The sequence below is a fragment of the Paracoccus sp. (in: a-proteobacteria) genome (assembly GCF_046289755.1).
In the GTDB taxonomy this organism is placed as follows: domain Bacteria; phylum Pseudomonadota; class Alphaproteobacteria; order Rhodobacterales; family Rhodobacteraceae; genus Paracoccus.
Map to the genome: position 1 here is coordinate 1 of NZ_JBKBVD010000034.1, position 12,696 is coordinate 12,696.

The following is a 12,696-nucleotide window of genomic DNA, read 5'->3' on the forward strand; positions in this document are numbered from 1 at the left end:
TCATCCCCGCCTCGATGGGTCTGGCGCTGGCGATGGCGCTGCTGGTCAATGCCCGGATCGGGGGCAGGGCGCTGGTGCGGCTGGCCTATTTCACCCCCACCATCCTGCCGATGATCGCCGTGGCCAATATCTGGATGTTCTTCTATGCCCCCGATTACGGGCTGATCGACCAGATCCTGGGCCTGTTCGGTCTGGGCGGCAACAACCTGCTGGGCATGCCCGGAACCGCGCTCTGGGCGCTGATCGTCATCACCGTGTGGAAGCTGGCGGGGTTCTTCATGATCTTTTACCTCGCCGCCCTGCAACAGATCCCGCCCAGCCTGCTGGAGGCCGCCGCTTTGGAGGGCGCCAGCCCCGCCCAACGCCTGCGCCGGGTGATCCTGCCGCTGCTTATGCCCACCACGCTGTTCATCCTAATCAATGCGGTGATCGAGGCGTTCCGGCTGGTCGATCACGTCATCGCCCTGACCCGCGGCGGCCCCAACAACTCGACCCAGCTGCTGCTGCATTACATCTATCAGGTGGCGTTCAGCTATTGGGACACGGGCTATGCGGCGGCGCTCAGCGTGGTGCTGCTGGGGATGCTGGCGCTGATCGCGCTGATCCAGTTCGGCGTTCTGGACAAAAGGATCCACTACCGATGACCCGCCCCACCCTAAACCGCATCACCCTGAACCTGATCGCATGGGCGCTGGCCCTGCTGTGGATCCTGCCGCTGGTCTATGCGATCTGGACCGCGATCCATCCGCCGGTCTATGCCGCCAGCTTCGATCTGTTCGCGCCGCTGACGCTGGAGAACTTCATCCGCGTCTGGAACGCCGTGCCCTTCGACCGCTATTTCCTGAACACCGTGCTGCTGGTGGTCTTCGTCGTCGCCAGCCAGTTCGTGATCTGCACGCTGGCCGCCTATGCCTTTGCCGTCTTTCCGTTTCGCGGGTCCGAGTGGCTGTTCATGCTGGTGCTGGTGCAGATGATGGTCATGCCCGAGGTGCTGCTGGTGCGCAACTACGCCACGATTTCGCAGATGGGCCTCCTGGACACGATCCCCGCGATTGCGCTGCCCTATCTGGCCTCGGCCTTCGGCATCTTCCTGTTCCGGCAGGCGTTCAAAAGCGTGCCGAAAGAACTGGACGAGGCCGCCCGGATGGAGGGCGCGGGGCCGATGCAGGTGCTGTGGCGGGTCTATGTGCCCCTCGCGCGCCCCACCTATCTGGCTTACGGTCTGGTCATGGTCGCCTATCACTGGAACAACTTCCTGTGGCCGCTGATCATCACCAATTCCGCCACCACCCGCCCCATCACCGTCGGACTGCAGGTCTTTTCGACGGTCGAGCAGGGCATCGACTGGCCCACCATCACCGCCGCCACCCTGCTGTCGGTGGCACCCCTGCTGGTGGCCTTCCTGATCTTCCAACGCCAGTTCGTGCAAAGCTTCATGCGCGCGGGCATCAGATAAAAGGACCCCCGATGCGTATCGCCCATATCTCGGACCTGCACATCACCGCCGCGCCGGATGCGCCGGGCCTGACCCGGCCCGATGCGGTCAGCCGCGCCCGCGCGCTGATGGCGGACCTGTCCGCCTTTCCGGGTCTGGATCTGGTCGTCATCACCGGCGACACGGTCAACGACGCCCGCGCCGATGAATATGCGGTGCTGGCGGACGTGCTGGCGGCACTGACGGTGCCCTTCCTGATCGTCCCCGGCAATCATGACGACCGCGACCTGCTGCGCGCCTGCGTCCCCGACCGCCGCTATGCCGATCCTGACCTGCTGCACCATGTCTGGCAGCAGGACCATGTGCGCGTCATCGCGCTGGACAGCCTGTCGCCGGGCGAGGTCGGTGGCCGCATTCTGCCGCCGCAGCTGGACTGGCTGGAGACGCAGCTGGCCCGCCCCTTCGACGGACACACGCTGGTGGCGCTGCACCATCCGCCCTGCGCGGCCGGCATGGGCCGGCTGGACGGCCCGATCCTGATCGAGGGCGCGGGCGACCTGTCGGACCTGCTGGACGCAGAGCCCCGGCCCGCCACGATCCTGTGCGGCCACCTGCACCGCCCCTTCACCGCGCGGTTCGGCCATTCGATGGTTTGCGCGGCGACCAGCACCGCCTTCCAGTTCGCGCTGGACCTGGGCGCCCCGGACGAGCCGCCCACCGTTCCCGAGCCCTATCACTATGCCGTTCATCTTCTGAACGCGGACGGCGCCCACGTCATCCATCACCGCTTTCCCGACCTTTGATCCCGGAACCTGCATGTTCAATCTTCTGACGCCGCTTGCGCATGAGGCAGGCGATCTGGCCCTGACCCATTTCGGCCAACTCGACCACAGCGCGGTCAGCGCCAAAGGCCCGCTGGATCTGGTCACCATCGCCGACCGCGCCGTCGAGGCCCTCATCACCGCCCGCCTGCGCGCGGCCTTTCCCGATGATGGCATCCTGGGGGAAGAGGACGGCCTGACCCCCGGCCGATCAGGGCGCATCTGGGTCGTCGATCCGATCGACGGCACGTTCAACTTCGTGCGTGGCGGGCGGCAATGGGCGGTCTCTATCGGGCTGTGGCAGGACGGGCAGCCCGTGCTCGGCATCATCCATGCCCCGGCCCTTGGCCTGACCCTGACCGGCGGTGCGGGCCATGCCCCGCTGCTGAACGGCGCGCCCCTGCCGCCCCTTTCCCCCTATCTTCCCGACCGCGCGGCCGTAGGCGTGGGTCTGGGCCGCGCCATCCCGGCCCCCGAGCGGATCGAGATGCTGCGGTTTCTGACTGAAGACGCCGGGATCATGTTCCGCTGCTGCAATGCGTCAACCCTTTCGCTCATCGAGGTCGCCCTCGGTGAGGTCGATGGCCATGTCGGCTATGGTGAAAGCGCGTGGGACGTGATGGCCGCCTGGCCGGTCCTGATCGCACTTGGCGCCGTCTCGACGCTGGACTGGACCTCGACACCATTGACTGAAAAGCTGCGCTTTGTAATCGGAAAACCTGCGTTGGTGGACGCCTGCCGACCACTGATCAGCAAGCACACCGCCCCCTCCCCTTGAAGAGGTCCGGGGCTGTGGGCGGTGCCCTGCACCGTTCACGACAGCTGAGTCACCGGGTCTTGTTGGTGTATTCAGGCATCCGGCCCGGCTTGTCGATCTTTTGTGGATGAGCCTGATCTGCCAACCCCGGCAGAACGCCTGCATCGAGCGATACAACCGCACGGTTCGGCATGAATGGCGCGACCAAGACATCATCGACAGCATCGAGGAGGCGCAGGATCCCGCCACGCAATGGCTATGGACTTACAACAACGACCGCCCGAACAGGGGCATCGGCGGCATCACACCCGCCCGGACACTGAAGATGGACGCATGAGTTCTATTTCGGCACCCCGTCAGAAATGGGGGGATTGCCCAGTGATGAACCCGCTGCATCTGCTAGCCGCGCGGATCGTGAAAGCCACCTTCAGGGGTAACGACACCCGCTTGCCCGGCCAGAGGGCTTAATGCCGGGATGGGTGAAACGTCGTGGCCCCTTGCCGCCAGCGCGCGGATGATGTCGACTCCGGCATGGCTTTCGAGCTTCAGGCTATCGCGCTGATCCGAGAATGTGCGGCCAAGCAGAAAGCGCGGGGCCGAAAGGGCCGTGACCGGGTCCTGCCCGAAGTCCATCAGCAGCGTCAAAAGCATCGAGAGGGTCTGAGGTTGTCCATCCGCACCCTGCGTTCCATAGACAAATGCAGGCTTTCCGTCGCGCAGGGCGATGCCGGGATTGAGCGTGTAGAACGGCAGTTTCCCGGGGGCAAAGGCGTTCGGGTGGTGCCGATCTGGACTGAAGGCGGCCCCGCGGTTCTGCCAGATGATCCCTGTATCGCCCGCAACAACGCCGCTGCCCCAGTCGAAATAGGTGCTTTGCAGAACGCTTGCGGCGTTGCCCCGCTCGTCTATCGCTCCCAGAAAGACCGTGTCGCCATGCTGCCAGTCATGGGGCCATGCAAGCGCCCGATCCCGTGAAATGCGGGCGACTTGACGGTCCAGATGGTCATTGCCCAAAAGCCGGCCCGTCGGCACCGCAGCGCTGGCTGGATCGGCAATGACCCCACGATCGAGGAAGGCCTGCTTGACCGCCTCGACGCAGAGGTGAAAGTGGTCGGCGCCCCCGGGTTCAAGCTTTGACAGCTCAAAGCGGGACAGGATGCCCATGATCTGCAGCGTGGTCAGGCCTTGCGTCGGCGGCGGCGGCGCCAGCAGGCTGAAATCCCGATAGCGCAGCGAAAGCGGCACGTCCTCGCGCGTTCGGGTTTGCGCCAGATCGGCGGCGGACATGACTGCCCCGGCATCGCAGAGTGCCTCGACGATCCTGCGGGCCAGCCCGCCCGAATAGAATTCGCCCGGTCCGTTCTGCGCGATCATGTGCAGGCTGCGCGCCAGATCCGGCTGGCGCAGCAGATGCCCGGCAGGCAGGGCGCGGCCGTCCTGCACGAACAACCCCTCGAACCCGGGCCAGTGCGCAATGTCATCCGCGCGGAAACTGGCCCAGAATTCCTGAGAGGGGGTCACGGCGAACCCGTCGCGCGCCACGGCAAAGGCGGGTGCCAGCAAATCCTCCCACCGGCCCCGTCCGGCCAGGCGCTCGGCAGAATAGGCCAGCGCATGGCGCCAGCCATCGACAACCGCCGCGGTGGTCAGGATTGATCCCGGCCCCCTTTGCGGGAAGGGGGCCTTGGGCATGTCCCGGTCGATGGCCTGCCCGATTGCCAGAAACGCGCGCTGGTCCCCGTGCCGGTCGGCGACCAGCCAGACCGCATCGCCGCCCAGACCGCAGAAATGCGGGGTCACCACGGTCAGCATGGCGCCCGCGGCGATCATCGCCTCGGGGGCGGTGCCACCTGCGCGCAGCACCGCCATCCCGGCCTCGGTCGCAAGGGGGTGGGGGGTGGTGACTGCGCCGTTCATGAAGGTCTTTCGTCCAGCGAGGCGATGATGATGCGCACGACCTCGTCCCGTCGCGCCTTCAGGAAATCGGGCGCGCCAAGGTCGCGGCCCATGACCACGCCCATCGTGTGCCTGTTCGAGACGTGGATCGTGCAAAGCCCGAGGATCGACAGATACAAAAGCTGCGGCTCGCACCGCCGGGCGAATTCCCCGGCGGCGATCCCCCGGTCCAGAACCCCTCCGATCGCATCGAACAGCGCGACGGCGCGGGCATTCACCTGTTCCAGTGTGCGGGCGTGCTGGCCGTCGGCCATGTTCTCGACCCGCATCAGCCCCTGAAACTCGGGATTGTTCACCATGTAGTCAAAGGTGAAACGCACCAGTTCCGAGATCGCCTCGCGCGCGGGCAGCGCCCAGAAGGTCGCGTCGGCCTCGGCCTGACGCAACCTGTCATAGCTGCGATCGATGCAGGCGCGATAGAGGCCCAGCTTGCTGCCGAAGTAATGATAGATCATGCGCACGTTGCAGCCCGCGGACTCGACGATCCGCGAGATGCTGGCCCCCTGAAATCCATGCAGGACGAATTCGGTGGTGCCCGCCTCGATCAGGCGCCCGGCAACACCACCGGGCGAATCGTTGGCGACGGTATCAGCCGCGCTCTGCATCAAATTTCATCCCCGAATTGCGCGAAACCCGAGCAGTTCGACCATTCGTTAAGCGCGGGCTGCGGTTGGCAGGACATTACGGGCCTTTCATCGAGTTTCAGGGTTCTCAGATAGTAAGTAATCGTTCACTTACATTCTTACCAACACAAGCCGGCAAGGCAAGATCAAAGTGAATCCAAAGACCTGTCACCCCGACATGGCCCAACAGAGCGGACGAACATGAGAAAGACACTTCTACCTCTTCTTGCGACAGCGGCGATGACGGCCCCGGCCTCCGGTGTCCTTGCGCAGGACCCGACGAGCGCACGCGTGGCGGTGGCGATCACCGAGACGATCTCGGGCTATAACCCTTACAGCGATCCGGTCGTGCTTTTGTCCAGCGTCTGGTGCCAGATCTATGGCTGTATCACCCGCTATGATTTCGACAAGGGCGAGTTCGTGCCGTTTCTGGCGCAATCGGTCGAGTCGATCGACGAGCTGACGTGGGAGATCAGGCTGCCCGAAGGGCTGATCCGCCATAACGGCGACCCGGTCCTTGCCGAGGATATCGTGCATTCCATCGACTATCTGGGCAGCAATCCGGGGTCGGGCAAATCCTATCTGGTCGCAGGCTGGGAAACGGTCGAGGCGGTCGACGACCTGACGGTCCGCATCACGACGGCCACGCCGGACGCGACGCTGCGCGACAATCTGGCCGGTGTGGCCGTGACGTCCAAGGCGCTGTTCGACGAGATGGGCGACGCGATGTTCACCGACGCCCCCTATGGCGCCGGTCCCTACAAGCTGTCCGAGGTCAGCATTGGCCAGCATATCGTCATCGAACGCAATGACGGCCACCCGATGCTGTCGCCCGAAAACCCCGCGCAGATCATGTATCGCATCATGGCCGAGCCGGAACAGCGTGTCACCGCCCTGGCCAATAACGAGGTGCAGATCGCGCAGGGCGTGCCGCCGCAGTTGATGCAGCGGGTTGAGGATATGCCCCATGCCCGCATCGCCTCGACCAATTCCGTCGAAATGATGTTTCTGGCCATGTCTCCGGGCACGCCCCCCTGGGACCGGATCGAGGCGCGGCAGGCCGTGGCCCATGCCATCAACCGCGAGGCGATCGTGCGCGCGATCCTGCAAGGGCAGGCCAACCTGCTGGATGGTCCGGTCAGCGAAGGCCAGATCGGCTATGATCCGGGTTTCGCCAGTCCCTTCGACTATGACCCTGAAAAGGCCCGCGCGCTGCTGCAATCGGCGGGTCTGGAGGGTGTCGAGGTGACGCTGTCCACCCCGGTCGGCCGCTACACCGCCGATCGTCAGATCACCGAGGCGATGGTGCCCATGCTGGAGGCCGCAGGCTTTTCCGTCACGCTGGACACGCCGGAATGGGCGACCTTGTGGGCCAATGTGCAGCAGGGCAACGTCCCATTCTATTATATGGGGCGCGGGTCCATGATCGACCCGTCGCGGGCGCTGCACCAGTATTTCGCGACCGGCGGCTCGCCCCGGATCGGCTTTTCGGACCCGGACCTGGATGAAGTGTTGGCCGCAGAGCGGGCAGAGTTCGATCCCGCCGAACGCGCCCGCAAGATGCAGGCCGCCATCGCGCATCTGGTCGAAGAGGCGCCCGCCGCCTTCATGTGGCAGCATCAGATGGCGTGGGGCGTGTCGCATGACATCCGCTTTACGCCGCGCCCGGCCGATCAGGTGAATGGCTGGGAGATCTTCGTCAACTGACCCCCCTTCGGTCCGGGTCGCCGCAGTGGCCCGGACCGGAACAGGAGACATCCGATGCACCTTTATCTTTCCAAGCGCCTGCTGGGCGCGATCCCGGTTCTTGTCGTCGTGGCGGGGATTGTTTTCACCCTGATGCAGTTCGCGCCCGGCGATGCGGTCAGCATGCTGATCTCGGACGAGGCATCGGATGCCGACAAGGCCCGCATCCGCGAGGCATGGGGGCTGGACCGCCCGCCGGTGATCCAGTTTCTCAGTTTTCTGGGCAACGCGCTGACCGGCGATTTCGGCATGTCGTTCCGCTATCGCCAGCCGGTGATGGACATCGTGCTGGAACGCCTGCCCGCCACGATCGAGCTTGCGTTGGCCGCCACGCTGATTGCGGTTCTGGTGGGGATTCCGCTTGGCGTTCTGGCAGGCGCGCGGCCCGGATCGGTCTGGGACAGCATCGCCTCGACCTTCAGTTTCGCGGGCATTTCAATGCCGAATTTCTGGATGGGCATCCTGCTGATCCTGCTGTTTGCCGGGCACTGGCACATCCTGCCCTCGGGCGGGCGCGAGCCATGGGGGCTGGGGCTGGACCGGATCACCGGGTTTCTGCTGCTGGATGCGCTGTTGCAGGGCAGGGGCGATGCGTTCGTGGCGGCGCTGAAGCATCTGGCCCTGCCCGCCATCGTTCTGGGCACGAACATGATGGGCATCATCACGCAGCTGACCCGCGCATCGGTGCAAGAGGCGCTGCACGAGGATTTCGTGATGACCGCGCGCGCCAAGGGGCTCAGCGGCAGCCGTGTGCTGTGGCGGCATGCGTTCCGCAACGCCCTGATCGGGGTCGTGACCATCATCGGGCTGGAATTCGGCGCGCTGCTGTCGGGCGCGATGATCGTCGAGACGGTCTTTGCGTGGCCCGGTATCGGCAGCCTGCTGATTCAGGGAATTTCGTCGCGCGACTATCCACTGATCATCGGTCTGGTGCTGATCTACACCGGCATCTTCATTCTGGTGAACCTGCTGATCGACGTTCTCTACACCCTCATCGACCCCCGCATCAGGATCAACTGAGATGAGCACGACCACCCAGACCATTTCGCAGGGGTTCCGTGCCCGCTGGATGCGCTTTCGCAAGACCTATCGCCATCTGACCGGCTTCAAGGCGGGGTTCGGCATCACCACCGTGGCGATCCTGCTGGTGATGGGGCTGTTCAGCCCGTGGCTGGCGCCGCATTCGCCCAACCATCAGGATCTGATGGTTGCGATGCTGCCGCCCGACTGGACCGGCCCGCATGTGCTGGGCACCGATCATGTCGGGCGCGACATCCTCAGCCGGATCATCTATGGATCGCGGGTGTCGCTGATCATCGCGGGCGCGGTGGCGGTCTTTGCCAGCCTGACGGGCGTGTTCATGGGCGTCGTCGCGGGCTATTTCGGCGGTCGCATCGACGCCGCGATTCAGAAGCTGGTCGAGATCTTCTGGTCATTCCCGCCGCTGATGCTGGCGATCGCCATCGTGGCCTTTGTGGGCCAGGGCCTCAGCATCGTTATCATCGCCCTGACGGCGCAACGCTGGATCCCCTATTGCCGCGTCACACGGGCCGAGACGATGGCCCTGCGCGAACGCGAATTCATCCTGTCGGCGCGCACGCTTGGCGCCTCGGACGCGTTCATCATCCGCCACCACATCCTGCCCAATGTCATGCTGTCGATCATCGTGATGACCAGTTTCGCGATGGCAAATGCCATCATCGCGGAAAGCTCGCTCAGCTTTCTGGGGCTGGGCGTGCCGCCCGCCATCCCGACATGGGGCGGCATGCTGTCGGATGCACGGTCCTATATCTCGACCGCGTGGTGGATGGCGCTGTTTCCCGGCCTTGCGATCTTTGTGACCGTGCTGGGCATGAACCTGCTGGGTGATGCCCTGCGCAACCAGTTCGACCCGAAACTGAAATCCCACTGAGAGGAGACGACATGATCACCCGCACCAATCCCGCCACGATGGACGGCGCCAAACGCTCGCTGGTCTGCAAGACCGGCAACTGGACCCATTTCACCGGGCTGCAACCGCGCAATCTGGACGGCGACATCAAGGAACAGGCCCGCGACGTGGTCGACCAGCTGGAGCAGTTGCTGGCCGAGGCCGGGCTGACGCAGGCCGACCTGTTCACGGTGACGATCTGGCTCAAGGACATGCGCTATTTCTCGGGCCTGAATTCGGTCTGGAACGGCTGGGTCGATGCGGCCAATCCGCCGGCCCGCACCTGCGTGTCGGGCGAGCTGTATCGCCCCGACCTGCTGCTGGAGATCGTGGCCGTCGCCTGGCGCGAGGCTGCAGCATGAGCATTCAGAAAACCGGACGCATCGACAGCTGGGGCCCCAAGATCTTTCTGGGGTCGGCGGCGGGCGACATCGCCTCGGTCTGCCTGACGGCGCCCGACAAGGCGTGCGATTTCGTGGGGCAGACATGGGGCATTCTGGGCGTCATCGACGACCTTCTGGGCCAGATGGACAGCGACCGTGCCCGGCTGATCGGCGCGCAGGTGTGGCTGGCCGACATGGCCGACTGGCCCGCCTTTGTGCCGGTCTGGAATGACTGGGTCGGCGATGCCCATGCCCCCGGGCTGTCGGTGGTGCAAATGGCCGCCTCGCGCCGCGATTCCCTGCTTGAAATCCGTGTCTGGGCCGCGCGCCCTGCCGCCGCCTGACCTGAAAGGGGCCACCCATGAGCCTGCTGAGCATCCAGAACCTTGATGTGGCCTTTGGCGCGGACCGGACCCCGGTGGTCCGCGACGTCTCGCTGACGCTGGAACGGGGCGAGATCCTTGCGCTGGTGGGTGAATCCGGGTCTGGCAAGTCGGTCACGGTCAAGGCGATCATGCGCCTGATCGACCATCAGGGCGGCCATATCACCGGTGGGCGCATTCTGCTGAACACGCCCCGCCAGCCACCGCTGGATCTTGCCCGCCTGTCCGAGCGGCGCCTGCGTCGGGTGCGGGGTGCGCGGATCGCGATGATCTTTCAGGACCCGATGACATCGCTCAATCCGGTGATGACGGTGGGCGCGCAGCTGATCGAGGCGATCCGCCAACACCGCCCCCATGACGAGGGCACCGCAAAGGCGCGCGCCGTGGCGATGCTGGACAAGGTCCGCATGACCGACCCCTTGCGCCGGTTCGACCAGTTCCCGCACGAACTGTCGGGCGGCATGCGCCAGCGGGTGATGATCGCCATGGCGCTGGTGTGCGAGCCCGACATCCTGATCGCGGACGAGCCGACAACCGCGCTGGACGTGACCGTTCAGGCAGAGATCCTGCAGCTGATCCGCAGCCTGCAACAGCAGACCGGAATGGGCGTGCTGTTCATCACCCATGACATGGGCGTGGTGGCCGAGATTGCCGACCGGGTCGCGGTCATGCTGCGGGGCTGCATCGTCGAACAGGGCTGCGTGACGCAGGTCTTTGATGCGCCCGCGCATGAATACACCCGCAAGCTGCTGGATGCCGCGCCCCGGTTCCGTCAGCCCGATGCCGCCCGGCCCCCGGCGCCGCCGTCCGGCAAGGTGCCGGTGCTGTCGGTCAGCCATCTGACCACGCGCTTTGCCGTCCGCTCGGGCCTCTGGCGGCGGCACACCGCCAATCTTCACGCGGTCGAGGATGTCAGCTTTGATCTGCATCCCGGCGAGACGGTCGCGGTCATCGGGGAAAGCGGCTGCGGGAAATCTTCGCTTGCCAGGTCGTTGCTGCGGCTGGTGCCGACCGATGACGGGCGGGCGATGCTGGCGGGCAAGGATATTCTGGCGCTGAGCGGGCAGGCCCTGCGCACCGCACGCGACGACATCCAGATGGTGTTTCAGGACCCTTATGCCGCGCTGGACCCGCGCATGTCCGTGCGCCAGATCCTGACCGAGCCTTTGCGCATCAGGGGCCTGCACCGGACCGAGTGCGCCGGTGACACGGCTCTGGCCGCCCTGATCGCGCGGGTCGGCCTGCCCGGGGGCAGCCTTGATCGCTATCCGCATCAGTTCTCGGGCGGGCAGCGCCAGCGGATCTGCATCGCCCGCGCGCTGGTCGTGCGTCCCAAGGTGCTGATCGCGGACGAACCCGTCTCGGCGCTGGATGTCGCCGTGCAGGAACAGATCCTGACCCTGCTGGAACGGTTGAAGCGCGACGAGGATCTGGCGCTGCTGTTCATCTCGCATGACATGGCCGTGGTCGAACGGATCGCTGATCGAATTCTGGTCATGTATCGCGGCGTTATTGTCGAGCAGGGGCCGGTGCGCGAGGTTCTGATGCGCCCCGCCCACCCCTATACCAAACGATTGCTCGACGCGGTCCCCGTCGCACATCCCGGACAGCGGTTTCGCCGCACGATGCCCCCCATGTCGACCAGCGCACCCGTCTATCCTGTCGGCACGGTGTTGCCTTTGGCGGTCTGGGACCAGGTCTCTCCGGGACACCAGCTGCGAAAGGACGCCTGAAGTATGTCAAAGGCGCATTCTGTGCCTGTTCGGGGGATGGCCGCGGAAAGGTTGCACTCTTTCCGTGCGATCTTATCAATAGTGTAAGAACATCCCCCAGCCATCGCAGGCCACTTCATCGGGTTTCCAGTGCAACGGAGCCAGACGAAAGGCTACTCGTTCTTTCCTCTGCATCGTCGTCCCCCCGCTCTCGTCGATCCATGCTGAAAACTCCGCGAGCTGCGTGAACGACCGCTTTGGTCCGATTCTCTGTCATCGGACTGCGCCGTCGAGATTGATTGCAACGCCTATCCGGTGCCGTCGCGGCTGATCGCCTTCTTTCTGGCGTGCTTTGATCGTGATTTTCCGGGGGCTCGGGGTGGGACTTGCCTGAGTTAACTCCCCTGTGCGGTCACCAGAACTATTATATGCACAAATACAAGCTGCCTCCCAGCGGGTTAATTTTCAGAAATCCTGAGCTCATTTTCAATATACAAATTCAGATTTTAAACTGACGTCAATTTCCGGGTCATCCAGAGGAAATCGACTGTTGGCTCTGTGTGACTTAAGACCTTCTTTCAGGTCGGCGCCAAGGACCACCTCGCGGAGATGGTATCACGATCCATCTTCGTCGCCCGCCGAGTTTCATGATTTGCAATAAATATCAATATTTTATATAAATTCTCTGCATCTTTTGATGCGACCGCAGGGAACAAATCCAAAAAATCAGAACGAATTTTCGCTTTGTGGATCATTGTGCCGGGTTTAATGTGAAGATGTTCCATGAACTTGCGCATGCTCGGGGTCACTTGAAGCCATGCCTGGGTACGTGTGTCGTTAAGACCTGTGATTTGTTGAGTTCTGATGTGTTGAGTTCGGCCCCGAGGATTGTCTTTGTCCTGATGCTGCTTGTCTCTGTGTCCGTCGGGCCGGGTGCATCCGGGGCGTGG

Annotated in this window: 12 protein-coding genes and 1 pseudogene; 11 read left to right on the plus strand and 2 right to left on the minus strand. The window is 64.2% G+C overall.

Translation table 11 applies throughout. The annotated features are described in order from the left end of the window. The 5 genes and pseudogenes from ACK41U_RS12930 to ACK41U_RS12950 form a co-directional block, all read left to right on the plus strand. Positions 1 to 644, plus strand: a 644-nt coding sequence (locus tag ACK41U_RS12930) for a carbohydrate ABC transporter permease (protein ID WP_409680840.1), incomplete at its 5' end; no start/stop codon positions are given. Continuing rightward, positions 641 to 1,456, plus strand: coding sequence for a carbohydrate ABC transporter permease (locus tag ACK41U_RS12935; protein ID WP_409680844.1), 816 nt, complete (start codon positions 641 to 643; stop codon positions 1,454 to 1,456). The genes ACK41U_RS12930 and ACK41U_RS12935, both read left to right, overlap by 4 nt. Positions 1,457 to 1,467: 11 nt before the next feature. Beyond that, positions 1,468 to 2,238: a metallophosphoesterase gene (locus tag ACK41U_RS12940; RefSeq protein ID WP_409680847.1), complete on the plus strand. Its 771-nt coding sequence runs from the start codon at positions 1,468 to 1,470 to the stop codon at positions 2,236 to 2,238. Positions 2,239 to 2,251: 13 nt separating this feature from the next. Continuing rightward, positions 2,252 to 3,034 carry an inositol monophosphatase family protein gene (locus ACK41U_RS12945; protein WP_409680850.1) on the plus strand — a complete coding sequence of 261 codons (783 nt, stop codon included), beginning with the start codon at positions 2,252 to 2,254 and terminating at the stop codon, positions 3,032 to 3,034. A 121-nt stretch (positions 3,035 to 3,155) separates the two neighbouring features. After that, a pseudogene (locus tag ACK41U_RS12950) lies at positions 3,156 to 3,350 on the plus strand (integrase core domain-containing protein); the annotation flags it as partial. 62 nt (positions 3,351 to 3,412) lie between these two features. On the opposite strand, the gene ACK41U_RS12955 reads toward ACK41U_RS12950, so the two are convergent. Further along, complete coding sequence (locus ACK41U_RS12955; RefSeq protein WP_409680853.1) at positions 3,413 to 4,930, minus strand: gamma-glutamyltransferase family protein; 1,518 nt, start codon at positions 4,928 to 4,930, stop codon at positions 3,413 to 3,415. After that, a complete protein-coding gene (locus ACK41U_RS12960; RefSeq protein ID WP_409680856.1) occupies positions 4,927 to 5,574 on the minus strand; it encodes a TetR family transcriptional regulator in 648 nt (215 codons plus the stop codon). Before ACK41U_RS12960 ends, ACK41U_RS12955 begins: the two co-directional genes overlap by 4 nt. A 219-nt stretch (positions 5,575 to 5,793) precedes the next feature. On the opposite strand from ACK41U_RS12960, the gene ACK41U_RS12965 reads away from it, so the two are divergent. The 6 genes from ACK41U_RS12965 to ACK41U_RS12990 are packed head-to-tail and all read left to right on the plus strand — an operon-like array spanning position 5,794 to position 11,767. Further along, positions 5,794 to 7,299, plus strand: coding sequence for an ABC transporter substrate-binding protein (locus tag ACK41U_RS12965; protein ID WP_409680859.1), 1,506 nt, complete (start codon positions 5,794 to 5,796; stop codon positions 7,297 to 7,299). Positions 7,300 to 7,353: 54 nt separating this feature from the next. Next, entirely contained in the window at positions 7,354 to 8,358 is a 1,005-nt protein-coding gene (locus ACK41U_RS12970) for an ABC transporter permease (RefSeq protein WP_409680863.1), read from the plus strand. A gap of 1 nt (position 8,359) precedes the next feature. Continuing rightward, complete coding sequence (locus ACK41U_RS12975) at positions 8,360 to 9,250, plus strand: ABC transporter permease (protein ID WP_409680866.1); 891 nt, start codon at positions 8,360 to 8,362, stop codon at positions 9,248 to 9,250. 11 nt (positions 9,251 to 9,261) lie between these two features. Further along, a complete protein-coding gene (locus ACK41U_RS12980) occupies positions 9,262 to 9,630 on the plus strand; it encodes a Rid family hydrolase (RefSeq protein ID WP_409680870.1) in 369 nt (122 codons plus the stop codon). Beyond that, positions 9,627 to 9,995, plus strand: a complete 369-nt coding sequence (locus ACK41U_RS12985) for a Rid family hydrolase (RefSeq protein ID WP_409680873.1) — start codon at positions 9,627 to 9,629, stop codon at positions 9,993 to 9,995. The genes ACK41U_RS12980 and ACK41U_RS12985 overlap by 4 nt, the downstream gene beginning before the upstream one ends. Before the next feature lie 17 nt (positions 9,996 to 10,012). Continuing rightward, positions 10,013 to 11,767 (plus strand): ABC transporter ATP-binding protein, encoded by a 1,755-nt coding sequence (locus tag ACK41U_RS12990; RefSeq protein ID WP_409680876.1) that lies wholly within the window; start codon positions 10,013 to 10,015, stop codon positions 11,765 to 11,767. Positions 11,768 to 12,696 lie beyond the last annotated feature (929 nt).

Bases quoted from the DNA above. Each gene is read 5' to 3' on its own strand.
- ACK41U_RS12945 (WP_409680850.1), top strand. From the start codon at position 2,252: ATGTTCAATCTTCTGACGCCGCTTGCGCATGAGGCAGGCGATCTGGCC.
- ACK41U_RS12940 (WP_409680847.1), top strand. From the start codon at position 1,468: ATGCGTATCGCCCATATCTCGGACCTGCACATCACCGCCGCGCCGGAT.
- ACK41U_RS12960 (WP_409680856.1), bottom strand. From the start codon at position 5,574: ATGCAGAGCGCGGCTGATACCGTCGCCAACGATTCGCCCGGTGGTGTT.
- ACK41U_RS12935 (WP_409680844.1), top strand. From the start codon at position 641: ATGACCCGCCCCACCCTAAACCGCATCACCCTGAACCTGATCGCATGG.
- ACK41U_RS12975 (WP_409680866.1), top strand. From the start codon at position 8,360: ATGAGCACGACCACCCAGACCATTTCGCAGGGGTTCCGTGCCCGCTGG.
- ACK41U_RS12970 (WP_409680863.1), top strand. From the start codon at position 7,354: ATGCACCTTTATCTTTCCAAGCGCCTGCTGGGCGCGATCCCGGTTCTT.
- ACK41U_RS12990 (WP_409680876.1), top strand. From the start codon at position 10,013: ATGAGCCTGCTGAGCATCCAGAACCTTGATGTGGCCTTTGGCGCGGAC.
- ACK41U_RS12985 (WP_409680873.1), top strand. From the start codon at position 9,627: ATGAGCATTCAGAAAACCGGACGCATCGACAGCTGGGGCCCCAAGATC.
- ACK41U_RS12980 (WP_409680870.1), top strand. From the start codon at position 9,262: ATGATCACCCGCACCAATCCCGCCACGATGGACGGCGCCAAACGCTCG.
- ACK41U_RS12965 (WP_409680859.1), top strand. From the start codon at position 5,794: ATGAGAAAGACACTTCTACCTCTTCTTGCGACAGCGGCGATGACGGCC.
- ACK41U_RS12955 (WP_409680853.1), bottom strand. From the start codon at position 4,930: ATGAACGGCGCAGTCACCACCCCCCACCCCCTTGCGACCGAGGCCGGG.